Genomic DNA, 26107 nt, shown 5'->3' on the forward strand with positions numbered 1-26107 from the left:
AGCAAGACCCTTAGCTGTGATGTGCTTGTCATCAGAGCCGTTGAGACCGTACTTGTTCGGGTTAGCGAGGTTCTGCATGATAAGAACAACGTCAGACATATCTACGTCCTTATCGCAGTTAGCATCGCCCCAGAGATCAGCTGTCTCATCAGGTGTCTTAACTGTTGTAGTTGTTGTCGTGTTGCCGGGATCCTTAGTTGTTGTAGTTGTAGTCTTACCAGGATCTGGAGTTTGTCCTATGTAACCATACTTCTCGTCCTTATCCTGGAGGAACTCAACGATCCAAGCAAGAGGAGCGTTCCAGTTGATTGTAACCTCGTTTGTAGACCAAGCTTCGATAGAGTCAACGAAACATCTCTGTGATGGGTTGCTTGCCTCGCCGGGAACGAATCCGAGAGCACGTACATATGGATCCTGGAGGCCGGCATTAGGACCGCCTGAGAGAACTCCGTCAGGAGCCATAGGCAGAGTCTTATCCAGCTCATATGACCAATATCTGTGGTGAGGATTCTTCTCCTTGTATGTACCGTAACCGGTTACATATGAGAATGAAAGCGGGTTACAGCCGAGGAGGTAGTTCATACCTGTAAGAACACCGTTCATGTACTTATCTTCGCCTGTAATATCATAAGCATAAGACATAGCCATGAGGTTGTTGATAACCATTGAATTTGAACCCCACTCGTAGCCCTTGATGATGATATCCTTAGAGAGGTTGTTCTCGTCAGTGTATCCGGGTCCGTCATACTTGTATGGGATACCGTAACCCTGTTTCTCCTCTTCCTCGATATATGCATCAGCAGTATCAACGATAGACTTTTTAAGAGTAGCCTTCTGCTCATCTGTGAGGTACTGGTTGTTAAGAAGGAGTGAAAGTGAACCAGCTGAAGCTGTATTACCCCAGTTAAGAACTGAGAATGTACCTGACTGGTTCTCACCGCCGGTGATTCTCTCAGGAACCTTGAAAGCGTTTTTGTACTCAGAGAGCTCAGCGAGGTATGTATCAGCCTCAGAGTCCTCGAGAGCCTTACAAGATGTGAAGATCTCACAAGCAGCCCAGTAAAGGTCATCCTTAACCTCGTTATCACCGTAAGGACCACCGCCCTTAGCCTGGTTGAACGGAGCGTAGAGTGACTTCTCGTTGGTCTCTTCGTCATCAGCAGCCTCATACCAGTTCTTATCAGCAGCCTGATATGCATCCTTAGCCTCCTGGAGGTAGAATGCAGCCTTTTCAGCATCATAAGGCTTGATAAGTCTTGCCATCTGAGCTGCACAAGCAGAATAGTTAAGTGTAGCAGCAAGCGTTGGTGGCTTTACGATACGCTCAGTCTCCCAACCCTTTGTACCGTCGGAAAGTGTAGCGCCTGAATAGTCCCAAGGTCTTGTAGCAAGTCCTGTCCACTTGTGATCGTGGAGCTTGTGGTAAACCATTCCTGCATACTTGCCCCATGTAGGCTCGGACTTGTCAACCTTCATAGCTGTCATGAACTCGAGCTCATAGAGACACTCATCAATGATGTCAGGGAGCTTATTTCCTGTCTCAGGAATGCTTACTGTGCCTGAACCATCAGCGAACTTCTTAGCTGTATTGTCGTTACCGAGTGAAGCTCTCTCATACATATTAAGGAGAGTCCATACTGAGATACCGCCGTTTACAACGTACTTACCGTGGTCGCCGGCATCGTACCAGCCCTTGTTAGCTGTGATCTTTGATGAAGCGTATGTAGAAGTAGCTTCTGTCTTCTCGAGGTACTCGTTCTTCCAGATCTTCTGAACGTAAGCTGTATCAGTCTTATGACCACCCTCATGAGCAAGAGTGCTCTTGTCGCCTGATGTTATATACTTCTCCTCTATATCGATACCTGAACGGTTCTGATAGAAGTAGTTAAGAGCGTTCTTGAGCATATCGTGTGAAGAATCTGAATAGATGTCGTCACCGATATTGAATTCCATAGATCTCCAATCCTTGCCCTTGATGCGGAGATAATATCTGCCCGGCTTGTTAGCCTTTGAGAAGTCGATCTTAGCAACTGAGTCTGCTGAATCAGCATCCTTCTTTATTTCGCCTGTCTCGCCTGTCTCAACAACATCGCCTGACTTAGCATCAACGAGCTCCCATGTATAAGTGCCTGAAAGGTTGATCTTTGTAGCACCGTAGAGAACGTCACCGGCATTATCACCGAGTGTAGCCATCTTAGCGAAGTTTGTGAAGTAACCAACCTGGTTTACAGAAATGAAGTTTACAGTCTTGCCGTCCTTCTTGAGGTTAGGATCTGTATTAGCACTGTAATCACGGTTTGTTGCGCCGTAGCCCTCGTTAGGATCAGCATTACAGCTGCCCTCAGGATCAGCATCGCCGCAGGTCACACAATCGATAACCATATCGTCGAACCAGATCTCGTCGCCTTCCTTAGCATTACCCTGATACTTAGTACCCTTTGCATAGTGGAAGCACCACTCGCAAGCCTCGAGGTCCTTAGTAGGCTTGAATGTACCCTCGAATGTCTGATACTCTGTTGTAAGAGAAACAGCCTTTGCAGGATACTGACCGCCCATCTGAGGTCCCATGTGCATATCGTTTGACTGACCGTCAAGCTCGAAATACTCCTCGTTACCTGAGATATCACCGATCTTTGAGCAAAGCTCCATACCGGCTCTCTTAGCCTTAGCCTTAAAGCTTACCTTATACTCGTGGCCAGCCTTGAAGTTGAGGTTTCTGTGTCTTACCTGAAGGTCCCACTTCTCGTGGTCAGCGCCCTCCGGAACTTCAACTATTACGTGGAATGCGCCGTCCTCAAGTTTAAAGTTCTGCTTAGCAGGTGATGATTCACAAGTGTGCCATGGCAGAGCCTTGTGTTCGAATGTGCTCTCACCAACTACAAGTCCTGCTGATGCATTCATAGGAGCAACCAGATTAGCTGCTGAAGGAATGATCATAGCCATAGACATAACGCTGGCAATAAGCTTCTTTGCATTCTTGTGCATTTGAATACCCTCCCTGAAAATTTGAATATAACTTATAACGCAGTGTCAGTGCAAACGCTGCGGTTATATGCTTGTATTATGGGCTAAACAGAGCCTCCAAAGCGGAGCTTGCACCGACCTCTGTTTACCAATCATATTATATTATATCACGAAAAAAAAGTAAATAGTTTTCTGGAATTTCGTTCATTTCCCTAATGGGATTGTGAGAATTTTGTGTACAATGACAAAAAGGTAAAAGAAATAAGAGGGCTGTGCAACCCTCTTATTTCTTATTTATGAATTGATTTATTGTTTTTCTCAAATGCTCATTTTTAAGCTCATCAAGCCTGCGATTTGTAGCTCTCGGGGAGCTTATCAATGAGGTGCAGGAGGTACCTCTGAATGCTCAGAGCGTCAGCAGAGGTAATGCCTGTGCCGTTCTCGTAAACATCGCCGTTTATAGTCCCCTGCTCTGTGATGTGGTGCTCATCGCTGCCGCTTGTGCCGTACTTGTTAGGATTTGCCAGTGACTGCATGATAAGAACTATATCAGACATATCGACTTCCTTATCACAGTTAGCGTCGCCCCACTTAACATTTCCTTCTCCGCCGTGGTTAGGTCCTACATTTGTAGTTGTTGTAACCTTGTCAGGATCGTTCTTAGTTGTTGTAGCAGTTGTTGTGCCGCTTGTTGAACTGACGGTCGTAGTTGTAACTTTTGTTGTAGTTGTGCTTGTTGGCTTCGGAGCTGTAGTCGTTGTACTTGTTGAAGGTACAGTGCTGCCGCTGCCCTTTGTGCATGGCTTAGCCACGAACTTAGTGCCGTCAGGCTCCTCGCCCCAGGCGATAACGCCGTCAACATACATAGGCATATGCTCATTGAGAGAATCAGCCTTCTTGAGGTCTGTAGCCTTTTCAAGACCGCCCAGGTATGACCAGTCGTTTGAGGTATCCCATGCACCTGCTGTTGACTTGCCGTCTACTGCATCAGGGATAGAGATCCTGAACTGCACCTCATCTCTGTGCTCGCTCTGACCTGTAGGCTGGATAGCTCTGCCGTCCTCGAACTTGATGCTTGCATAGTATGTATTGCCTGTAGGATCGCCCTCATACTTGTGAGGACCTGTTACTGTAGCGTGTCCCTGACCGCTCTCATACTGCTGTGACTTGCCCTCTACCTTGATATCGTCAACAGAAAGACCATTTTCGAGTACCTCTGATACGTCGAAGAAGTATCTGTACTCAACGTCCTTTGCAACTCTTGCAGGCCAGGCTGTGTGGTTCATAGCCCATGCCTTGATCTCGGTATAGCTTGCAGCAGGAGTACCGTTGATAACAGCAACGACCTCCCACTCAGCCCACTTAGGCATTTCAGCAGGCGGGAATGCAGGGTCAATATCTCCGCCGTAGTCATCTACCATAGCACAGAGACAAGCTGTATAGCCTGCGTTATAGTCGATAGCTACCTCTGAGTACTCATACTGAGCAACGCTGTTCTTGTAGCTTCCCGACTTGTCAGGACCGCCTACGAGAGCGCCGTAAAGAGTATGAGCGTACTCTGTCTGCCAGCCCTCATCCCCGCCTGACTTCTGACCGAGGTCATTCCAGTGGTCATCGTGGATACCCGAAGCTGTTCTGTGATGGAATGCAGAAGGCTGATTGTCGCCCATACCGAGAACATAGCTCATCTTTAAGCCGTTGTCGCCGAATACATAGTCCATCTGAGACTTAGCCCAGTCGTTGTACTTCTTAGAGAGTGAAGCATCGTCCTTGAAGATAGTATCGCTTGCAAGCTTAGCCAGCCATGCAGTTGTTGTAGCGTGACGGGCACTGCCCCAGTTAAAGAGCCAAGCGAGACCGTCGGGAGTATAGTCTACCTTCTTTCCGCCGTAGCCGTCTATCCAGTAGTCAAGGTGATGTGAAACGTGCTCGATCCACTCCTTGTCGCCTGTGTTAAGGGCATAGAGGTAAGCAGCTGCCTGAGAAGTATCGTCCCAGCAGAGTCCCCATGTGTACTTGCGTGAAGTTGACTGGTTCTCCAACGGGAAATTAGGGATATAATCCTTCTCTATCTTGTCGAGGTAGCTCTTGTCGCCTGTAGCCATATAGAGCCAGTTAGCAGCGTACATACAGTCGTCAAGCCATGAGTCTGTATTGTACATTCCGCTCATGCCGCCGATGTCCTTGTTTGCTCTTATCTTGTCAGCGCCCTCAAAGAGGTCCTTTGCGTGTTTGAGGTACTGAGCAGCCTTATCCGGCTGGCTGTCCTTGAAGATGATATAGCCCTGTGCAAGACAAGCTGCCGAAAGACCTGCTACAGAAGCGTTCTTGATAGTATCGTAAGGTCTCTTCCAGTCCTTGCTGTTGAGGTGATGCTTGCGGAGATATACCTCAGCGCTGCACCAGATATTATGGTCTGTAGAGCCGCCCTCGAAATCGCCGATAGTGCCGACCATTTCACCGCTGCCCTTGTCACAGGCCATAACGTAGTCCATACCCCACTGGATATTGTTGCGGTAGGTCTCGCCGAGACCAGCCTTGTCAACAGCGTCCTTGTACTGGATATAGCCCCACGCCATGATAGAAGCTGAATAAGCGTTTGTAAGTGTGAATTTGAAGTGGTCTCCTGCGTCGAACCAGCCGCCAGGAACAGCATCTGTCTCGTTGCCGTCCTCGTCGACCATAGAATCTGCACGCCATGCTACCTGATTCCATTCCGGGAGCTTGCCTGACTGCTGTACCTCGTAGAAGAACATTGACTTCTGGAGAGCTTCAGCGTAGTTGTAGCTTGAAGCCGCCTTTGCTGTGGAAACAGCGTCCTGCTGACCTGCTGTGGGAGCATATGAGAGCATACCCATAGACATGGCAAGTGCAGAAGCTGCCGCCGTGATCTTTTTGATTATCATTTTTAATACCCCTCTCGTATTAAATATTTTCAGATATGGTATCACACCACACCTATACACCTTAAATATACAATAAAACCGCAGATTTGTCAAGCCAAAAACGGCATTTTTCACAAAGCTTTAAAAAATTGGTACTGCCTATTCCGGATCAGCCATACAAAGCTCCCATATACTCTCAGCCCTCGGTTCAGAAACTCCACCTCAGATGTAAATTATCAATGACATCTCTGAAATTCAACGTATTCATGTTGGATCTTGCCGCTTTTCGGGATATATATGGAGGGACATGAAAATCCCTTGACTTTTAAAATACAAAAGTATATAATAAATAATGTATACGCTCACGAAGCCTGCACAAAATAGCTTCGGAGGTGTATCCATGACAGACGAAAACAAAAACGTCGGTTCTCCTGCGGAGGAAGCGCTTGAAGAAGCCCTGCTCGCCCGTGAAAGCGGTCAGGCGGTATCAAAAAATTCCAAGCACCTTATCCACTGTCTGTCCGTTGTCGGGCAGATAGAGGGGCATTATGTCCTCGCAGAGCAGAACAAGACCACGAAATACGAGCATATCATCCCTGCTCTTGTAGCTATCGAGCAGGACAGGAGCGTTGAGGGACTGCTCATCATACTCAACACTGTAGGCGGCGACGTGGAGGCAGGTCTTGCCCTTGCCGAGCTTATCTCGGGCATGAAAACTCCCACTGTATCACTTGTGGTGGGCGGCGGACACTCCATAGGCGTTCCACTTGCAGTAAGCGCAAAGCGCTCATTCATCGTCCCTACAGCTTCAATGACTATCCACCCCGTCCGCATGAACGGCACTGTTCTCGGAGTGCCCCAGACTCTCTCATATTTCGATAAAATGCAGGACAGGATAGTCCGCTTTGTCACAAAAAACAGCAGTATCACAGAGGAGGCATTCCGCACCCTGCTGATGAACACCGAGGAGCTTGTCCTCGATGTGGGAAGCGTTGTTGAGGGAGAAAAAGCAGTAGAGCTCGGACTTATCGACAGCCTCGGAAGCCTCGGCGACGCAATGGACTGTCTTTACCATATGATAGAAAATACAGAAAAAAGATACGCGGACTGACCGCGGCTGTGCCAAAATGTGCTTTTTTGCGCAAAAAATATGCTATAATGGCACAGCTACATAGTTATAACAGAACAAAACGGAGGCAAATATGGCAGAAGCAAAGAAAACTACTAAGGGAGCTGCCAAGAAAAAAACCGATGCTCCCAAAAGAGAGCCCGTCAAAAGCAGTGCTAAGACAGCGGCTCCGCAAAACGAAAGCAACCAGCTGTGGTCGATACTCCTTTTCGCACTTGGAGTCCTCACAGCTCTCATGGTGCTCGTAAAGGGCACAAAGGGCTGGCTGGCTTTACATAATCTCCTGCTGGGAACATTCGGTATAGCGGCATTTCTCATACCCGTTATACTCATTTATACAGCCGTTAAGCTGGGCACCGAGCAGACAAAGAAAGACCTCAGCGGCAGAAATATCTGGTGTATCGCCATGATATTCCTCGCAAGCGCCGCATTCCAGATATTCGCGGTGGGACGTATCCCCGGCGGCACATGGAGCGGTCATTTCAAGATACTCTATGAGGAGGGCGCAAAGCTCAGAAGCGGCGGCGTGGCAAGTCTCCTGTTTGCAGGTCCTCTGCTGAAGTTCTTCGGAAAGCTGGGCGCAAGGCTCATATCACTGGTGCTGTTCTTCGTGTTCGGTATGCTCCTTTCGGGGCGCGGACTTGTGGACTTCCTCAAGCTCCTTGCGACGCCCTTTGTATTCATCGGAAAATGCGTCAACGGCATACAGAATATGTTCATAGGCGGCGATTTTGTGGACGCCTTTGAAGACGACGACAATGACGACGACCGTGAAAAGCGTGATTTCGACGCCGACCTTGAAGCGATAAATATTGCAAATTCACGCAGGTCTTCACAGAAGCCCTCTGAAAAGAAGGCTCAGAACAAAAAGGCTGTAGAGGCTCTCCCCGACGGATTCTTCGATCTGGATATCCCTCTCCCTACAGACCACCTTATCGTACATGACAGTGCTGAGCCCGAGGAAAGTGAAGGCTCCACAGATGCGGATACGGAGCCGACTGATGCTCCCGAGCCAAAGCTGCCGCCTCTCAAAAAGGTCAAAGCTCCCGTTTCTATAGCTGTAGACGAAGACGAGGAGGATTATTCCGATATTCCCGACGAGGGACTTGAAAAGCTCATAAGCAAGGCTGCCGACAAGAAGTCTGCTGCCGACGAGGAAGAGGTCATCGAGGAGGAAGAGCCCGAGGAAGAAAAGCCCGTCTATATACTTCCGCCTATCGACATACTCTCACGCCCCGAGATACGCTCTAACCGCAACGAGGCTATGGTGGAAATGCGTGAAAAGGCAGAGGTCATCGTAAACACCCTGAAAAGCTTCGGTGTCGCAGTAAGGATAAAGGATCTTATCCGCGGTCCGGCTATCACCCGCTATGAGATACAGCCTGCCCCCGGTATCAAGGTCTCAAAGATAAAGGGACTTGAGGACGATATTGCTCTGAGCCTCGCAGCTCAGGGCGTCCGTATAGAAGCTCCTATCCCCGGAAAGGCAGCTATAGGTATTGAGATACCTAACTCAACAAAGGATATGGTAACTCTCCGTGAGATACTGACCTCATCAGAGTTCAGAGACTCAAAGAGCAAGCTCGCCTTCGCCGTCGGCAAGGACATCACGGGAAATGCCATTGTGGGCGATATTGCAAAAATGCCCCACGTTATCATCGCCGGTACTACGGGCTCGGGTAAATCCGTCTGCACCCGTTCTATTATAATGAGCATCCTCTACAATGCAACTCCCGACGAGGTAAGGCTCATACTTATTGATCCTAAGATAGTTGAATTCAAAATATTCGAGAATATACCGCATCTGCTCATTCCTATCGTTACAGACTGCAAACGTGCAGCAGGAGCTCTCTGCTGGGCGGTCAACGAGATGATGCGCCGCTATAATATCTTCGCAGAGGCAGGCGCCAACGACCTGAAGTCCTACAACGAGCTGGCAGAGATCGACGCTGACCTTGTAAAAATGCCGCAGATAGTCGTTTTCATCGACGAGCTGGCTGATATGATGCTGGTAGCAGGCAAGGACGTTGAGGACTATATCTGCCGTCTTGCACAAATGGGACGTGCCGCAGGTATGCACCTTGTAGTCGCTACACAGCGTCCTACCACCGACGTTATCACAGGTCTCATCAAGGCTAATATCCCAAGCCGTATCGCTCTCTCGGTAAAATCCGTCACTGACTCGCGCACTATCATTGATATGGGCGGCGCGGACAAGCTGCTGGGCAACGGCGATATGCTCTATATGCCTATAGGCGCAGGCAAACCCGTCCGTGTACAGGGCTGCTTCTCGCCAAACGACGACATCGCTGAGACAGTACGCTTTATCAAGTCACAGGCTGAGGTAAAATACGATCCCGAGGTCGTAGCAACTGTTGACGGCTATTCTCCACAGGCTCAGGGCGGCTCAGGCAGCTCTGACAGCGGTGCTGCCACAGGCGGCGGCAGCGACGAGGATATAGTGGAAGCTGCGATAAAGGTAGCTGTTGAAGCAGGTCAGCTCTCCACATCTATGCTCCAGCGCAAGCTCAAGCTGGGCTACGCAAGAGCCGCCCGTATCATGGACGAGCTTGAGGAACGCGGTGTCATCGGTGCCAGCGAGGGTGCAAAGCCCCGTAAGGTACTCATGTCGAAAATGCAGTACGACGAGTGGAGACTGCGCAGAATGGACGAATGATCCAACACTCAGGGATATACCGTAATTTTTGGAGGTTTTTATGAAGCTTAAAGGGCTTATTTCCGCGGCAGCTGCCGCAGCCTTGACAGTGGGGGCACTCCCTGCTCCTACAGTGACAAAGGCAGCAAAAGCAGCTGTCATAGGTGATACTATTTATAATGGATACAATATGGAAGCGCCTGCTGTAACAACTACAGCAAAGTCAGCAGTAACCACCACAACCGCAAAGACTGCTGTTACCACAACTGCTGCTAAAACGACTGTGACCACAACAGTAAAAACTACTACAGCTGCACCAACGACAACTACTACAACATACAAGCCTGCGGTGCAGGGACAGCCTGTTTTTCATCTCAACAGCACTGAGGTCTGCCAGACCGAGGCAAGAACAAAAAAACAGAAGGTCTATGTGACTGTTGACGGCGCAAACGGGCTTTACTGTGATACTCTCATATATGTTTATTACGACAGCCGCATGACGGCTGATACAGCCATTGCAGGCAAGGCTGTGGAAAAGCTCGCTACCGGACAGGCTTTCGGCGATACAAAGGACTTCTTAGTCCTTACCACAAGTGGAGATTCCGACCTCGGCGCTGACGGCATTATGTGGGAGCTCACATTTGCTCTCCCTGCGGACTGCAAGGCAGGAGATGTTTTCAGCGTAAGCATCGGTGACTCAAAATACGGCAAGATAAAGCCTCTGTTCACTAATTTCGCCTACGACAGCAAGGGTGACGATATGACAAAGCATATCTTTACAAACGGTCTCGCAAAGGCAAATATCACTGTTACTGCCGATCCGCCCTACAAGCTGGGCGATATAAACAACGACTTTTCCATAAACGCCGTTGACGCTTCTACAGCACTTACCGAGTACGCTTCCGTGTCCAGCGGCAAAAAGACCACATTTACTGACGAACGCCAGACTCTTGCGGCAGACGTTGATAAAAACAGTGCGATAAATGCCGTTGATGCGTCGTATATACTTTCCTATTACGCCTATACCTCGACCTCAGCAGGAACAGCAGAGGACTTTGAGGCTTACATGGCAAAGGAAACAGCCAAAGCCAAGAAATAATATCATATACCCATAAAAAGGAGCTATTACCATGAAAACTGTAAATATCGCTATAGACGGACCTGCCGGCGCAGGCAAGAGCACTATCGCAAAAATGGTGTCAAAGGAGCTTGGCTACATCTATGTGGACACAGGCGCTCTTTACCGCACCATTGCACTCTATATCACCGAAAACAACATTGCCGACAAGGACATAGAGGCTTCTCTGGAAAAGGCTGACGTGTCACTTAAATTCATCGACGGCGCACAGCGCGTTTTCCTCGGTGACAGGGACGTTTCCGACCTTATCCGTACTCCCGAGATCTCAATGGCGGCTTCACGCACATCTGCTATACCTGCGGTAAGAGCTTATCTCTTTGAAACTCAGCAGAAAATAGCCCGTGAGAACAATGTCCTCATGGACGGACGCGACATCGGTACTGTCGTACTGCCGAACGCTGACGTAAAGATATTCCTCACAGCCTCTGCCGAGGAAAGGGCAAACCGCCGCTATAAGGAGCTTGCCGAAAAGCCGAACTGTCCCACTTATCAGGAGATACTGGACGATATAATCAAGCGCGACTATCAGGATATGCACCGTGAAACAGCTCCGCTGAAGCAGGCTGAGGACGCTGTCCTCGTTGACACAACCGAGCTGAATTTAGAGCAGTCCGCGGCGGCTATCGTGAAAATAATAAACGAGAAGACAGGCCGATGAGAGCCGCTTTCAGAAAAGCTGTCCCTGCCGATATAGAATGGCAAAACAATTACAGAGGTGAGACATTATGTTTTACATAGCAAAGTTTCTGGTATGGCTTGCAATGCACATCGCATATAGGCTCCGCTTTGAGGGCAGAGAAAATATCCCAAAGGGGATCCCTGTTATCTACGCCTCAAATCACCGCTCAAATGCCGATCCGCCTATTCTCGGTGCAGGCGGCAGAGGCAAATACGCATTCATGGCTAAGGAGGAGCTCTTCCGCAACAAGCTCTTTGCATGGCTCATACGCACTCTCGGAGCCTTCCCCGTTTCACGCGGCAAGGGCGATACGGGAGTTATAGATACTGCCGTTGAACGTCTCAGCAGCGGCAAAAGCCTTATGATATTCCCCGAGGGCACACGCTCAAAGGACGGCAAAGTGGGCAGAGGTCACACAGGCGCCGCTCTTATCGCTGCACGTTCGGGAAAGCAGATAGTCCCTGTTGGTATCGTTTTCAAGGGAAAGCTTAAATTCCGCACACATATCACCGTGAAATTCGGTTCTCCCATTGATCCTGCGGAGTACTGCGAGATAAGCGATACCCCGAATCCGCGCCAGCTTGTAAAGCTGAAGAATCGCTATATGGCTGATATAAAGCTTCTCGTCGAGGGCGAACAGGCTGTTTCCGCAGACGAGAAAAAGGAGGATAACGCTGATGAATAAGGTTACAGTGGCAAAGTCGGCAGGCTTTTGCTTCGGCGTTGACAGAGCCGTGAAAATGGTCTACGGCGAGCTTGAAAAAAACACCAATGTGGCGACGTTGGGACCTATCATCCACAATCAGGACGTTGTAAACGATATGCAGGCTAAGGGCGCAAGGATAATCGAGACAGTTGACGAGCTCAAGCCCGATGAGACCGTTGTTATACGCTCTCACGGCGTAGGCAGAGATATATACGAACAGATAAAAGCCAAGGGCAACCGTATGCTGGACGCTACCTGCCCGTTTGTGTCACGAATACACAAAATAGTGGCTGAAAAGACTGCCGAGGGATATTTTATCCTCATCGCAGGAGACCGTGACCACCCCGAGGTACAGGGAATAGTTGGGCATTGTGACGAAAATTGCCTTGTTTTTAAGGACAACTTTGAGCTAAAAGCCTTTTTTGAAAAAAATTATAAAAATTTGCGAAAAAAGCTTGCAATTGTGGCGCAAACGACGTATAATATAGTAGTATGGGGTGAGTGTTTAAACGTGATCCCGAAGGACGATCCCGATATCGTCATATATGATACCATATGCAACGCTACCGACACCCGTCAGTCCGACGCTGCCGAGCTTGCTAAAAACTCTGACATAATGCTTGTAGTCGGCGGCAGACACAGTTCCAATACTGTCAAGCTTTATGAGGTTTGCAGCCGCTATTGTAAAACGTATCATATTGAGAATTCGGACGAGCTTCGGACTTTAAAGCTTCCAAATGCCGAGAAGATCGGCATCACTGCAGGCGCATCAACCCCCGCCTATATAATCAAGGAGGTACAAACCAAAATGGCAGAAAATGAAATTCTTGCAGCTCAGAATGAAGATTTCGATTTTGCACAGGCTATCGACGAATCATTCAAAAAAATACATACAGGAGAGAAAGTTAAAGGCATTGTTATCGCCGTAAACAATACAGAAGCAATCGTTGACCTCGGCACAAAGCACACTGGCTATGTTGCTCTTGACGATCTTACAGACGATCCTTCAAAGAAGCCTTCCGACATCGTAAGCGTTGGCGACGAGATCGAGCTCGTTGTTATCAAGGTAAACGATGCTGAGGGTACAGCAGCACTCTCTAAGAGAAAGGTTGACGAGCAGGCCGGCTACGAGAAGATCGTAAAGGCTCAGCAGGAAGGCACAGTTCTCGAGGGCGTTGTTCAGAGCGTCGTAAACAAGGGCGTTACACTTACAGTTCTCGGCGTTAGAGTATTTATCCCTGCTTCACTCACAGGTCTCCCAAGAGGCGCAGAGCTCGACCAGCTCCTCAAGAAGAAGGTAGAGTTCATCGTTATCGAGGTTTCCGAGGGCGGCAGAAAGAGAGCAGTCGGTTCTATCAAAGCTGTTCAGAACGCTAAGAAGGAAGAAGCAAAGGCTAAGTTCTGGGAGACAGCTGAGGTAGGCAAGACCTACACAGGTAAGGTAAAGTCACTCACAAGCTTCGGTGCATTCGTTGATCTCGGCGGCATCGACGGCATGGTTCACATCTCAGAGCTCTCATGGAAGCGTATCAAGCACCCAAGTGAGGTAGTAAATGTAGGCGATACTCTTGAGGTTTACATCAAGGATCTCGACAGAGAAGCTAACAGGATCTCTCTCGGCTTCAAGAAGGCTGAGGATAATCCGTGGGAGATCTTCATGTCCAAGTATCAGGTAGGCGATGTAGTTAAGGCTACTATCGTTTCTATCACAAGCTTCGGCGCATTTGCTCAGATCATCGACGGCGTTGACGGTCTTATCCACATCTCTCAGATCGCTGACCAGAAGGTAGAGAATGTCAAGGACGTTCTTAACGTTGGCGACGAGGTCGATGTAAAGATCATCGATATCGATGAGGAGTCAAAGAGAATCAGCATTTCTATGCGCGCTCTTCTTGAGAATGCAGATGACGAGGCTGAGGAAGAAGCTCCTGCTGAGGACGCTGAATAAATCATTAAAAATAAGGCTGCATAACCATTCAGGTTATGCAGCCTTTCTTTTTTAATAGCGCCATATATTAATGCACCGTCTGACTTTTTTCATGAGCCGCTGACGAGCATATCATAAGTAACGCCGTACTTTTCAGCAATATCCTTTGCATAAGACGAGCCCTCAGGCTGCGCCAGAGCCACCTTGAAGGAACGCTTACCGTTCTCAGTCCGCATGATAAGCGAGGCAGCTCCTGCACCGCTGCTTTCACGGCTAAGCTCCTCGGCATCACCGCCAAGCTTGTGCATATGGGTATTGTATATCGTCCGCACAGCTTTGGTAAGCAGGGCTTTTACGGAATCTCTTGCGATGTAGTACCCCTCCTCAAAGGAGGTGGTGGAGAAGGTCTCGTTCAGCAGCAGAAGGCTTCTGCTTGTAGCCTGAGAGAATATCTCTTTGAAGCGGACACATTCCTCTCCAAGTCTTCCCAGATCCATTGTCTTGTCCTCGTCCGCAGGAAAGTGAGTGTATATGCAGTCGCAGGGAACATAGCGGAAGCTCTCCGCAGGAACAAAAAGCCCTCCCTGTGCCAGAACGAACAGCTGACCGACAGCCTGCGTAATAGTAGTCTTTCCGCCGCGGTTTGCACCTGTGAGGATATAGACGGTATGATTCTTATCGAAGATAAGGTCATTGGACACGATTTCGCTGACATCCTCCATGTTCATTGCAAGCTTCAGATTGTAGAAGCCTCTTGCAGTCATGGAAGTCTCATCATCAGCTGCAGGCTGTGCCTCGCAGAAAACACAGCCCTTTTCCATCAGACCGCCGATGAACTCAGCACATCTGATGTAATATATGAACTCAGGCACCAATCCTGAAACATTCACTATCGCCACATTTGCGTACTTGGTAAGGGTATCTCTCAGCTTCTTCACAAGAGAGCTGAGCATTTTATTCATTACAGTTTCGAGATAGAAGGTCGAGTTTGCCGCTGCGCCGTCATTTATGGTATTCAACACCGTCGAGCGGATATGTCCGTCAACAAACGGCATATTCCGCACAGCAGATAATCCGCCCAGCTTTTCGATAAAAGCACTGACATCAGAAGTTTTCTCCTTATCAATGAACTGATAATGCATATCACCGTCCCAGTCTGCGGTGTCACGGAGCTTATCTCTGGCAGCGATAGCGTCCGCAAAATTGCTGACGATACCAGACTTTTTAAAGGGCTTTTTATTCACAGAAACAAGCCCTATGCTGACAGCTTCAAAGCGCTCGTTGACATTGACTCCGAGGGTGACGCTCTGCACATCAGATGCCTTCATTTTCAGTGCAGCGATGTCCTTCTTCATTTCTGCAAAGCAGGCTTCATCATAAAGCTCGGTAATGTAGTCCCTGAGGGAGGTCAGTCCCTCAGAGCGTATCCTTTCATCGGAAAGACATTCACGCATAGTCTCTACGGTCCTGATGTAGCTGTCCAGCTCGTCAAGGCGGTGAAAGAGATGCCACAATCCAAGCTCCTCATCGGTGGTCTTGTGCATGGTGGAAAAATCCTTCATGAATTGTATCTTGCCGAACAGCTCCAGCATGGTGCTTCTCAACTCAGGCAGCCTGAGTATATCCCCGAATATCTGCCGCCGGTATTCTGAGACTTTCGCATCGTCTGTTATCTGCGAAAGCACATTTGTGATAAAACGGCTCTCTTTAGCGTCGCTCGATACAGCCTGACAAAATGCCTCCAACCCAAGATCGTGCATTACATGATCAGAAAGCCTGCGGTATTCTGCGTTTGTCCCAGCAGGCTGCATCAGACTGAACCCTGTATGTTGATCCATAGCTCACCTCTCACACTTTTTTAATAGGAATACAGATATAGCTGACCGTATCGGCGGGATCTTTCGTCGGCGGCAGGTAGAACTCCAACGAATAATTGCCTGCTAAGGTGTAGCCCTGCAAAGCAGGAAGCCACTCTGACCATATCTGTGTATTGACAGTCTGCATACTGTCAGGCAAAGGACCTTCGCATCGGAACAGTGCCCAAAGTCCTCCGGGGACCTGATATATTTCGCAGTCCGCAGGGATATTCTCCCACGGCTGATACAGGTCGGCTATCCAGTAGTCAAAGGTTTTTCCGTCCATATCCGAGCATATGCCGAACATTCCTTTTAAGCCCTTCGTGTCTGACATCCATTCGTCCCAGAATACAGGTATCTCCTTGTAGCTCGTATCGCAGTCGAATCTCCTTCTGACGCCTACTACCGTAAACGGTGCTTTTTCCACAATTTTATAATCCAGCATATTTCCGCCCTCCAATGATATTTTGATATGCAGCGGAACCAAAGACCGCAGGTTCGCACCTGACTCCCTTGCCTGTGTCGGGGTGATGCCGTGAAAGCGCTGAAAGGCTTTTGCAAAGCTGTCAGGAGAATCATAGCCGTATTTAGCAGCAATGTCTATCACCTTACAATCAGAGCAAGTAAGTTCCTGCGCTGCCATTGTCATACGTCGTGCGCGGATATATTCTCCCACGGTCATACCGCACATAGCACCGAAGATACGCTGATAATAGAAGGAAGAAAGCGCAGCTGTTTTTGCTATCTCACCGATGTCAAGCGTCTCGGAAAGGTTTCTCTCTATGTACTCTATTGACCTTTGAAATCCGTCTATCCACCCCTGCACGACATTCACCTCTTTCCGCTGTAGTTTCAGTATACCATATCAAAGCACCATTGTCCCGACTTTTTATGCTCTCTTTGTCGGATAAAAATGTTCCGCTCTGTCCTATATAAATTATTATACTAAATCCTGCCGCAAAAGTCAATCAGTATTTAAAGTCTGCTCAAAACTCCCATAAAACACCTGAAGCGTAAAAAAGACAGATACCTCTGCGAAAGGTATCTGTCTTTCCTGTTTATTAATGTCTGCTCATCAGCCGCTTTGCGCGGTTATTGAGGATACATTTGTTATATTATATCAGTCTACAGGAAGCGCTGTTATCAGGTGAAGCAGATAGCGCTGTATCGCAAGAGCATCATTGGCTGTAACACCGTTTCTGCCCTCTACGTCTGCGTTTGCAGAGCCCTGCTCTGTGAGACGGTGCTCGTCTGTGCCTTCAAGTCCGAACTTATTCGGATTTGCCAGTGACTGCATTATGAGAACTATATCCGACATATCAACATTACCATCGCAGTTAGCGTCGCCTGCCATTCCCTGCGAAGGCTTCTGTGATGTAGTGGTCGTAGTTGTGGACTCAGTAGTCGCTGCTGTAGTAGTTGTTGTGGTGGTGGTTGTCGTAGTTGTGGTAGTTGTTGTGACTACGGGTGTCTCGTTCACAAATGCGATGTAGTTCATGCAAGCACCGCTCATTCCGTTTGTTCCGAGAGTAAGAGTCTCCCCTGCCTTTATCTCCTTAGCGTAAACATCAAAGGGTCTTATAGCCTCGCTGTCATTTACCTCGACTATCTCGCCGTTCTTATTGAAGCTGCTCAGCCATGAGGGGATAGTTGTTACTCTCTCGTCCATGCAGACATACACTGTGATGTCCTTTGCAGCTGTGATGACTGCAAGGTCAGAGTCTGTGTTCTTTGAGTTGCAGGCTGTGATGATATGCTCACCGCCGCTTATGCTGTTTGGAACAGAAGCGATAACGTGCTCGCGGTCGCCGAATGCCTTGTCGCCTGCTGCAAATGTCTCGGCAATACCCCACTGAGCACCGTAGCTTGCGTCCTTCACCTCAAATTTCGAGATAAGAGCGCTCTTTACAGGCTCGTCGATGACCACATCTCCGCCGCCTGAGACTGTACCTGCATTGTAAGCCTTGTTCTGCATACGTCCTGCGTAAGCCATTACCTCAGTCTTAGCTGCGTCTGCGGACTGCACCTTATAGCTGCCGTATATCTTGGAAGAATCGGTATCAAAGTTGTCGTAGCCCTGTCCGCCGCTCTTGAGGTTGCCTACATAGGACTTGTCATTTCTTGAGCTCACTATCTGATAAGCGAGTCCACTGCCCATATTGCAGCTGTCGAACTTGTCGCCGTAGGACTTGATAGTTCCCGAATATGCGTCATTTCCCATATTCTCAGCATCAAGAGGAAGATTTGTCTTTTCGTAGTAGTTAGCCTCAGAGAATACCTTTGAGTTGTAGGAAGCTCCGATACCGTACTGCTTGTTATTGTAGAAGTAGTTGTTGTAGCTGTGGATATGTGCGTTTCTCGCACGGGGATTACGTGACTCGGTATTGTTGAACCAGTTGTGGTGATAGGTTATCCAGTCCTGCTCATGATTGGTTCCGCCGCCTACAAGTGAGGTCTTGTGACCATCCTTGAACAGATTATATGAAACTGTTATATACTCACTCCACTTTATGTCCAGTGAACCGTCTCCGTCTGCCTTGTCGGCATCTACTATACCGTTGCCTGCATAAGCATTATAGCCCTTTTCGATAGTACAGTTGTGTACCCACATATGATTTGACTTGTTGTCGGCAGAGCCTGTCATGGATACGCCGTCATCAGGGTACTTGCCCAGCCACAGGTTGCGGACCTCGCAGCTCTTTGAGCGCTTCATCTCAAAGCCCCACTGATTGAGTGCGGCATCATAGCCGATACCCTCGATAGTAACGTTTTCAGCATTCTGGAGATACAGCATATTTGAGCCGTCGTTCTGCTGACCGTCGTTAGCCTTTGCACCCTTTGGCACATCAATGCTGCCAATAAGTCTGAATACAACGTTCTTAGGCTTTCCGCTGTAGAAGATGTTGTAAAGACCTGTCTGACCGCCGTAGGTAATGCTGTCTTTGTTTGAGTTGTTCACATAGATGACTGTAACGCCTGATTTCAGAGTACCGTCGTTGTTGTAAGCGCCGATACCGTCGGAAACGTTCCAGTGTGCATAGCCGCTGCGGTCAAAAGCCATAGTCTTGATATTACAGCTTGCAGAGCCGTTAGAGCCCTGAATGTTCACAGTATACTCTGTATTGCCCTTGAGCCCTACTATATCGACTCTTGAGTTCCTTATGAGCTGTGAATCAACAGCTGTATAATTTGAGCTGCCTGCTGGAGCATAGCTTACCTTGACGTTATTGCCAAGCTTTGAGCTGTCCCACTCAACAAAGGCTTCCTCGAACCAGCCGCCGCAGGACTTTACAGCGCCGTCAACATTTGATGAGGGCTGACCATTTCCGCTGCTGTCTGATGATTCTCCATTAAGGAATGAGGGAGTCCAGTTGTTCATGTAGTTCTTGATATTGATGTTTGCAGCGTCGCTGTCGGAAACGATATGTCCCTTTCTCTGTGAAAGGTCAACACGCTGTCCGTTGGAGAGCTTAGTGCCGTTTTCCTTGAAGCCGTCAACGCTCTCGGGCTGTACGCCGCTCATTGAAGTCCAGCCTGCCGCTGTTATCATATTTCCGTTCTGGAGAGTAGTATTCACAAAGAGCACCTTTGCGGTCTGTCCCCACGGTCTGCCGAGATAACCTGCTGTTACTGTGAGACCTGAATTAGCAGTTACTTTACAGTCCTTGAAGAGATATCCTGTATATGGACTTCCCTGTTCTCTTGCTGCTGTAATGTAACCGCCTACAGAACCGCTGCTGTAGCCCTTCCAGCGGAGCTCACAGCTGTCGAATACAGCATTGCTTCCGCCGAAGATATAGTCTGTCTGTCCCTCAATGAGACAGTTCTTGTAATACTGAGGTGAGCCGCCGGTGTAGAGAGTATCCTGACTTGACAGGAACTGGCAGTTAAGGAACTCAGCATAGCCTGTATCAACTGAGAGAGCTGCCGCACGTTCGGTATAAGCCTTTGACTTTACGTCAACGCCGTTGGTACGCTGCACCTTTAATGTCTCGTTGGTACACTCAACACCATCTGCAAGCTCCTCCTGTGTGAGGTAGCGGTTGAAGGAATTCTCGAAAACGATATTCTTAGCCTTGAAGTTTGTAGCCTTTGGCCAGAGCTGAACAGTAGCGCCCCAACGGTAGTTTGAAACGTTCTTGCCGCTCTTTGATTTAGCAAGATTTGCGTCATAGTAGCCCTTTGAGTTTGCGCTGTAGTACTTGTAGCCGATACCGTAGTACCATGTGAGAATTGCGCTGCCATTCTGTGGCTCGTCGTTTACGAACGTGATGTAAGGCGTCTGTACGATGACCTGCTGACGGTAAGTACCGGGAGCAATGTGTATCGTAACGCGGTTAGCCTCTGATGAGGGATTGAGGCTTGCAGCCTTGTCAACAGCCGCCTGCACTGTTGAGAAGTTGTTGTTTCTGCCTGAGTAGCCGACGTACAGGTCTGTACCTGCCGCATGAACGCTGACGGGGGGCACTGCCGCAAAAGCCGTCAGCAGTATCAATACGGATACTGCAAAGGCAAAAAGCTGCAACGCCAGCTTTTTTGTTCTTGAAACCATAGTTTTTACTCCTTTTCATAACGTAAGTCCGCTGCCTAAAGCGGAACTGCCATTAAATACGGTGAGTCCGGAAGCTGAGCACAGGGAAAGCAGAACTTCAGAATATACACCTACACACCATAATTATAGCACAGGTAGTAACAGTTGTAAATAAAATCATGAAAAGTTAAATCAGCTTTGTCTATTTATACAATATCTTCTTCCGCTATTTGGCAGTTTTAACGTATAAATGGCTGTAAATCGGGAGATATAAGAAAAAAGGACTTTATCGAGTCCTTTTTTGATTCATAATTAATATTTCCGCTAACGCAGACGTATTTTGTAGGGGCGGCGTTCCGCCGCCCCTACAATCTTAGTTCTTAGTTCTTAGCTCTTAGTTCTCAATCAAAATGCTTATCTACGATAAGAATCTCCTCTTTTTCCGCCAGCTCCATGTCCTCAAAGCCAAGTCTGATAATATAGGGCATGAAGTTTATAATGCGAAGAAAGCCTTCCGCACCAAAGCTGTTGTCATAATAGTGGAGTATAGTGCTGAGTGCCGTTCCGTGTGTGCCGACAAGGATATTCTCGCCCTCATGTCTGCGCAGCATTTCGTGTACAGCCGCCATATTGCGCTCAGTGACCGAGCCGAGGCTCTCGCCGCCCTCTTCACAATAGCCGAAATCGCTCCAGCGCCTATGGAACATCTCGCGGTTGTTGCCGTTTGCGCCGCTGATACGCTCGTGAAGCCTGTCATCAAGCTCTATTCTGAGCCCGTGTTCATCAGCAGTCTGCTTTATGGTGTCAAAGCTTCTCTTATAGGGACTTGAAATGGCACAGTCAAGGTGTATATCCCTCATTGCGCGGACTACCTCGGCAGTGTCTCTCATTCCTTCCTCGGTAAGGGGGCGAAGTGCTGCATCACCGCACGAATAGTCAGGCAATGCGTGGCGCACAAAGTAGATGTTTGTCATTTATTATTCTCCTGTTTATATATGGAAGTCCTGTTATCTTAAAACTTTTATACATTTGCTTAATATTATTCTCAAAGCCTGCTCCAGAAGCTCTGAAAATCTATGTATATGCAGCAAATCAAACAGCTTTTTTCTTATGAGATCAACTATAAGACCAAGTATAAATAATACTAATGAAAGCCCGATAAATTGTAATATAACTATCAGGATTTTAGATGAAGCAAGCTTGATAACTGCGTCCTCAAGATTGTCCCATATGACGGGATTAAGTTGAAAAAGATAAATACCAAATGCCAAAGGAGAAATTTTGCCTATGACATTCCCCTTCAGTTGAATACGGGAAAAAACAATAACCAGTATCATGCCGTTTAAAAGAATTGTCGGTGATGTATATGTCAGCAATGAGCTTATTCCTGTAGTTACATATAACAACCAAGTAATAATACTACATACAACCAAAATCAACACCAAAACGCTCGTCTTTTTTTCAGCAAATAGATTACTCTTTTTTGCTAACGCACCAAACATATAAAGAAGCATTATCCATATTAACGAATAACCGCCATTCAACATGAATAAATTATAATTCATATCTACTATCGTAAAAATGATAAATAATACTATCAACCATTTTTTTGCAGCCTTTTCGTCAAGCTCAAAAACAAATTTTTTTATCAATGGGAAAAATATAAATGCTGAAAAATATGCAGTAAAATACCAATAAGTATCCGATGTCACAGGGAAAAGCAACACGATAAAATCTTCTTTGTCGTATTTATCAGCCAATCCTGCAATTCTGAAAAAAAGATTCAAAATACAGGAATAGAATAATACCTGAAACCATAATTCTATAAGTCTTGAATATTTTGTCGGCTTATTACTTGCAACATAACCACTAATAATAGCAAAACTGTCAACCGCACAAAAAGCAACTGTTTCAAATAACAACAACACCTTACACTCAAATGACTCAAGCGTATACATATTCAATAATCCGCCCTGCCCAAGAATATGCAGCATACATACCATGAACATCAGAACTAATCTCAGAAGCTCTATACCCTGGTTCCTTTTACTCATTTTATCCTCCGTTATAGTATATATTACATATCAATAATCACAATCTCTCCTTGAAGTCCTCATAGCCAAAGCTGCGGAGCATTTCAAAGCTGCCGTCCTTTTTCAGCAGCATTATGTCGGGCAGCGGCATACCGTTAAATGTGTTGTTCTTGACCATTGAGTAGATAGCCATATCGCCGAATACCAGCCTGTCGCCTATGTGAAGGGGCTGGTCGAAGGAGTACTCACCGATAACGTCCCCTGCAAGGCAGGTCTGTGAGCCGAGGCGATAGCTGAACTGCTTCTCACCTTTTTCTCCTGAGCCCACAAGGGGCGGACGATAGGGCATTTCCAGCACATCGGGCATATGACAGGCAGCCGATGTATCAAGTATAGCTATTGGCATATCATTTTCTGTGATGTCAAGCACCTCAGTGACAAGCCAGCCTGCATTGAGAGCTATAGCCTCTCCCGGTTCAAGAAAGACCTCCAGTCCGTACTTCTCCTGTATACGGCGGATACAGCGCTCCAGCCGCGGTATATCGTAGTCCTCACGGGTGATGTGGTGACCGCCGCCGAAGTTTATCCACTCCATTTTTGGCAGTATGTCCCCGAATTTCTCCTCAACAGCGTCAAGAGTAGCCTCTAAATCGTCGGAATTCTGCTCGCAGAGAGTATGAAAGTGAAGTCCCGTAACACCGCGGAGGTCATCGTCACGGAAGCTTTTACGTGTTATGCCAAGTCTCGATTTCGGCGAACAGGGATCGTATATCTCGTGCCCCTCCTGAGTGGAGTGCTCGGGATTTATGCGCAGACCTATCTTTTTCCCTGCCGCAAGCACACGGTCACGGTACTTGTCAAGCTGAGTGAAGGAATTGAAGATTATATGTCCGCAGTAAGAGATTATCTCGTCTATCTCGCTTTCGCGGTAGGCTGCGGAAAAAACATGATTTTCCTTTCCCATTTCCTCAAAGCCCAGTCTTGCCTCGAAAAGTCCGCTGCAAGCCGTACCTGCAAGGTACTCGCCTATCATGGGATAGAGGTGATAGCAGGAAAATGCCTTCTGAGCAAGGAGTATCTTCGCGCCAGTTCTTTCGGAAACGCCGCGGAGTATCTCCAGATTACGGATAAGCGCCGGCTCGTCCGCTATATAGCAGGGAGTCGGCACTTTATTAACATCAAAATTATACCTCATCATTTCTTGATAAAGTCATTCATGGTTATCTTTACTCTTGGAGATCCGCTCTCATCGGGCTCGATCATCTCCACCTTCTCCATTACTATCGGAGTTTTCGGAACAGCCATTTCGCCCATAGAGTTAAGGTCACGCTCTACCTTCATAAAGTCGTCAACGACCTCCATGCCCTCGGTAACGTTTGCGAATGCAGCGTACTGTCCGTCCAGTGAAGAAGCATAATTGCCTGTATAGCAGATAAAGAACTGGCTTGAAGCGCTGTCATAATCCATGCTGCGAGCCATTGAAACTACTCCGCGCTGATGTGAGATAGGGTTGTCAACGCCGTTTGCAGCGAATTCGCCCTTGATAGTATCAGGGCTGCCGCCTGTGCCGTCACCCTTAGGATCGCCGCCCTGAGCCATGAACTCGTCTACTACGCGGTGGAAGGTAAGTCCGTTGTAGAAGCCTTCATTTACCAGCTTTTCAAAATTCTCGCAGGTGATAGGAGCTTCATTAGGGTGAAGTGTGAGAACGATAGTATTTCCCGACTGATCTGAGTTTGTAGTTGGGGGTGTATCGTTTACATCAGAGGTGGAAAGGCTCTTTCCGCAGCCTGTTATCATAAGCATTGAAGCTGCTGCGGCAACAGCCATGATCTTCTTGATATTCTTGAAATGTGACATTTCCATTATTCTCCTTTTTTTAAGCCGACGTCGGTAAACATCAGCTTTTTTACTATATCAAGCCTTGAAAAGCCAAAGCCGATAACAGCGCCTGTGAGATTAAGTATAAAGTCGTCAATATCACAGGCACCGCACATTGTGATAAACTGTATCATCTCCACGCCTGTTATCGCTGCCGAAGCCGTAAGCAAAAAGCTCCTGAATCGGCGCTGTTTTCTCCATATTGCAGGAAAAAGCACACCTGTGGGCAGAAATGCAGCAAGATTGCCGAATATATTCTCAAATGAGATGTCTCCGTACAGCGTATCTCCGTCGCGGAGGTATCCTGCGAACTCAATGATCGTGCGAAAGGGCACAAAATTGGTATTCTCGCGGAAGTATTCCCTGTATGAGCATATCCCCAGCAGGCTTTCCCTCATAAAGAACAGCATAAAGACTGCGCATATAAGGTAAACAGCAAAAAGCGTAAAGACAATGATGCTTTTTATTCTCAAATCAGTCAACAAGAGTAGGATTGAAGTCCTCCTCCCACGGAAGTCCCCACTTGTTGAGAGCCTCCATGAACGGATCGGGATCGAATTCCTCGATATTGTAAACGCCTGCCTTCTTCCATGTGCCTGTCATTATCATCATAGCACCTATCATTGCAGGTACGCCTGTTGTATAGGAAATAGCCTGTGAGCCCACTTCCTTGTAGCATTCCTGATGATCGCAGATATTGTAGAGGTAGTAGTTCTTGTCCTTGCCGTCCTTCTTTCCGCGGAAGATACAGCCGATATTGGTCTTGCCCACTGTTCTCGGACCGAGAGAAGCAGGATCTGGCAGTACAGCCTTGAGGAACTGGAGAGGTACTATCTCCCTGCCCTCGTACATGATAGGCTCGATAGATGTCATGCCGACATTTTCGAGACACTTGAGATGTGTGAGGTAGCTCTGACCGAATGTCATGAAGAAGCGAATACGCTTGATGCCCTTGATGTTGAGAGCCAGTGATTCAAGCTCCTCGTGGTGGAGAAGATACATATCCTTCTCGCCGACGCCCTTGAAGTTGTAAACGCGCTTTATCTCCATAGGCTCAGTCTCTACCCACTTGCCGTCCTCGATGTAGCTTCCCTTAGCGGAGACCTCACGGATATTTATCTCGGGGTTGAAGTTTGTAGCGAAGGGATAACCGTGGTCGCCGCCGTTGCAGTCGAGAATGTCGATGTAGTTTATCTCGTCGAACTCATGCTTCATGGCGTAAGCGGAGAATACTCCTGTAACGCCCGGATCGAAGCCGCTGCCGAGGAGGGCTGTGATACCAGCCTTTTCAAATCTCTCGCGGTAAGCCCACTGCCACTTGTACTCGAATTTAGCAGTATCAAGAGGCTCATAGTTAGCTGTATCAACGTAATGAGTCTTTGTAGCGAGACAAGCGTCCATAATAGTAAGGTCCTGATATGGGAGCGCAAGGTTGAGCACTACATCAGGCTTGTAGCTGTTGATAAGAGCAACGAGCTCGTCCACGTTGTCAGCGTTTACCTGTGCAGTCTCGATAACTGTCTTTGTTGTAGGCTGGAGCTTTTCCTTCAGCGCGTCGCACTTTGACTTAGTACGGCTTGCGATCATTATGCCCTCAAATACCTCGCTGTTCTGGCAGCACTTGTGGATCGCTACGGACGCAACACCGCCGCAGCCGATGATCATACATTTTCCCATTTTTTATTCCTCCGTATCTTAATTTATTTTTTTATATACTTCAAA

Annotated in this window: 17 protein-coding genes; 6 read left to right on the forward strand and 11 right to left on the reverse strand. The window is 47.8% G+C overall.

Going from position 1 to position 26107, the window contains the following annotated elements; translation table 11 throughout:
• Together K5677_RS08805 and K5677_RS08810 are read right to left on the reverse strand one after the other, a co-directional pair.
• Window positions 1–2985: glycoside hydrolase family 9 protein (locus K5677_RS08805; protein ID WP_296726957.1), on the reverse strand; the 2985-nt coding region annotated here is incomplete at its 3' end.
• Between the two features lie 320 nt (window positions 2986–3305).
• Window positions 3306–5870 (reverse strand): glycoside hydrolase family 9 protein, encoded by a 2565-nt coding sequence (locus K5677_RS08810; RefSeq protein ID WP_296726958.1) that lies wholly within the window; start codon window positions 5868–5870, stop codon window positions 3306–3308.
• 379 nt (window positions 5871–6249) lie between these two features.
• Here K5677_RS08810 and K5677_RS08815 point away from each other — a divergent pair, with 379 nt between their 5' ends.
• The 6 genes from K5677_RS08815 to K5677_RS08840 all read left to right on the forward strand — a co-directional run bounded on the left by K5677_RS08815 (window position 6250) and on the right by K5677_RS08840 (window position 14105).
• A complete protein-coding gene (locus K5677_RS08815; protein WP_296726961.1) occupies window positions 6250–6960 on the forward strand; it encodes an ATP-dependent Clp protease proteolytic subunit in 711 nt (236 codons plus the stop codon).
• Window positions 6961–7051: 91 nt separating this feature from the next.
• Window positions 7052–9655: a DNA translocase FtsK gene (locus K5677_RS08820; RefSeq protein ID WP_296726962.1), complete on the forward strand. Its 2604-nt coding sequence runs from the start codon at window positions 7052–7054 to the stop codon at window positions 9653–9655.
• Window positions 9656–9695: 40 nt separating this feature from the next.
• Window positions 9696–10733, forward strand: a complete 1038-nt coding sequence (locus K5677_RS08825; RefSeq protein WP_296726964.1) for a dockerin type I domain-containing protein — start codon at window positions 9696–9698, stop codon at window positions 10731–10733.
• A gap of 31 nt (window positions 10734–10764) precedes the next feature.
• A complete protein-coding gene (cmk, locus tag K5677_RS08830) occupies window positions 10765–11430 on the forward strand; it encodes a (d)CMP kinase (RefSeq protein ID WP_296726966.1) in 666 nt (221 codons plus the stop codon).
• A 67-nt stretch (window positions 11431–11497) separates the two neighbouring features.
• The gene (locus tag K5677_RS08835) at window positions 11498–12136 is read left to right on the forward strand and encodes a lysophospholipid acyltransferase family protein (protein ID WP_296726969.1); all 639 of its coding nucleotides are present in this window, start codon (window positions 11498–11500) and stop codon (window positions 12134–12136) included.
• Window positions 12129–14105 (forward strand): bifunctional 4-hydroxy-3-methylbut-2-enyl diphosphate reductase/30S ribosomal protein S1, encoded by a 1977-nt coding sequence (locus tag K5677_RS08840; RefSeq protein ID WP_296726971.1) that lies wholly within the window; start codon window positions 12129–12131, stop codon window positions 14103–14105. The genes K5677_RS08835 and K5677_RS08840 overlap by 8 nt, the downstream gene beginning before the upstream one ends.
• 89 nt (window positions 14106–14194) lie before the next feature.
• On the opposite strand, the gene K5677_RS08845 is transcribed toward K5677_RS08840, so the two are convergent.
• The 9 genes from K5677_RS08845 to K5677_RS08885 form a co-directional block, all read right to left on the reverse strand.
• Complete coding sequence (locus K5677_RS08845; RefSeq protein WP_296726973.1) at window positions 14195–15922, reverse strand: DNA mismatch repair protein; 1728 nt, start codon at window positions 15920–15922, stop codon at window positions 14195–14197.
• A 10-nt stretch (window positions 15923–15932) separates the two neighbouring features.
• A complete protein-coding gene (locus K5677_RS08850; RefSeq protein WP_296726975.1) occupies window positions 15933–16766 on the reverse strand; it encodes an AraC family transcriptional regulator in 834 nt (277 codons plus the stop codon).
• Window positions 16767–17060: 294 nt separating this feature from the next.
• The gene (locus tag K5677_RS08855) at window positions 17061–20492 is read right to left on the reverse strand and encodes a pectinesterase family protein (RefSeq protein ID WP_296726977.1); all 3432 of its coding nucleotides are present in this window, start codon (window positions 20490–20492) and stop codon (window positions 17061–17063) included.
• 380 nt (window positions 20493–20872) lie between these two features.
• On the reverse strand, window positions 20873–21445 hold the full coding sequence (locus K5677_RS08860; RefSeq protein WP_296726980.1) for a histidine phosphatase family protein: 573 nt from the start codon (window positions 21443–21445) through the stop codon (window positions 20873–20875).
• Between the two features lie 33 nt (window positions 21446–21478).
• Complete coding sequence (locus tag K5677_RS08865; protein ID WP_296726982.1) at window positions 21479–22525, reverse strand: acyltransferase family protein; 1047 nt, start codon at window positions 22523–22525, stop codon at window positions 21479–21481.
• Between the two features lie 37 nt (window positions 22526–22562).
• The gene (gene nspC, locus K5677_RS08870) at window positions 22563–23699 is read right to left on the reverse strand and encodes a carboxynorspermidine decarboxylase (RefSeq protein WP_296727107.1); all 1137 of its coding nucleotides are present in this window, start codon (window positions 23697–23699) and stop codon (window positions 22563–22565) included.
• On the reverse strand, window positions 23699–24364 hold the full coding sequence (locus tag K5677_RS08875) for a peptidylprolyl isomerase (RefSeq protein ID WP_296726985.1): 666 nt from the start codon (window positions 24362–24364) through the stop codon (window positions 23699–23701). Before K5677_RS08875 ends, nspC begins: the two co-directional genes overlap by 1 nt.
• 5 nt (window positions 24365–24369) lie before the next feature.
• A complete protein-coding gene (locus tag K5677_RS08880; protein WP_366849194.1) occupies window positions 24370–24870 on the reverse strand; it encodes a VanZ family protein in 501 nt (166 codons plus the stop codon).
• Window positions 24860–26062, reverse strand: a complete 1203-nt coding sequence (locus K5677_RS08885) for a saccharopine dehydrogenase family protein (RefSeq protein WP_296726989.1) — start codon at window positions 26060–26062, stop codon at window positions 24860–24862. The genes K5677_RS08880 and K5677_RS08885 overlap by 11 nt, the downstream gene beginning before the upstream one ends.
• Window positions 26063–26107 lie beyond the last annotated feature (45 nt).

The organism is Ruminococcus sp., assembly GCF_024684275.1.

Bases quoted from the DNA above. Each gene is read 5' to 3' on its own strand.
- nspC (WP_296727107.1), bottom strand. From the start codon at position 23,699: ATGAGGTATAATTTTGATGTTAATAAAGTGCCGACTCCCTGCTATATA.
- K5677_RS08825 (WP_296726964.1), top strand. From the start codon at position 9,696: ATGAAGCTTAAAGGGCTTATTTCCGCGGCAGCTGCCGCAGCCTTGACA.
- K5677_RS08835 (WP_296726969.1), top strand. From the start codon at position 11,498: ATGTTTTACATAGCAAAGTTTCTGGTATGGCTTGCAATGCACATCGCA.
- K5677_RS08845 (WP_296726973.1), bottom strand. From the start codon at position 15,922: ATGGATCAACATACAGGGTTCAGTCTGATGCAGCCTGCTGGGACAAAC.
- K5677_RS08840 (WP_296726971.1), top strand. From the start codon at position 12,129: ATGAATAAGGTTACAGTGGCAAAGTCGGCAGGCTTTTGCTTCGGCGTT.
- K5677_RS08820 (WP_296726962.1), top strand. From the start codon at position 7,052: ATGGCAGAAGCAAAGAAAACTACTAAGGGAGCTGCCAAGAAAAAAACC.
- K5677_RS08885 (WP_296726989.1), bottom strand. From the start codon at position 26,062: ATGGGAAAATGTATGATCATCGGCTGCGGCGGTGTTGCGTCCGTAGCG.
- K5677_RS08815 (WP_296726961.1), top strand. From the start codon at position 6,250: ATGACAGACGAAAACAAAAACGTCGGTTCTCCTGCGGAGGAAGCGCTT.
- K5677_RS08860 (WP_296726980.1), bottom strand. From the start codon at position 21,445: ATGACAAACATCTACTTTGTGCGCCACGCATTGCCTGACTATTCGTGC.
- K5677_RS08810 (WP_296726958.1), bottom strand. From the start codon at position 5,870: ATGATAATCAAAAAGATCACGGCGGCAGCTTCTGCACTTGCCATGTCT.
- K5677_RS08865 (WP_296726982.1), bottom strand. From the start codon at position 22,525: ATGAGTAAAAGGAACCAGGGTATAGAGCTTCTGAGATTAGTTCTGATG.
- K5677_RS08855 (WP_296726977.1), bottom strand. From the start codon at position 20,492: ATGGTTTCAAGAACAAAAAAGCTGGCGTTGCAGCTTTTTGCCTTTGCA.
- K5677_RS08875 (WP_296726985.1), bottom strand. From the start codon at position 24,364: ATGTCACATTTCAAGAATATCAAGAAGATCATGGCTGTTGCCGCAGCA.
- cmk (WP_296726966.1), top strand. From the start codon at position 10,765: ATGAAAACTGTAAATATCGCTATAGACGGACCTGCCGGCGCAGGCAAG.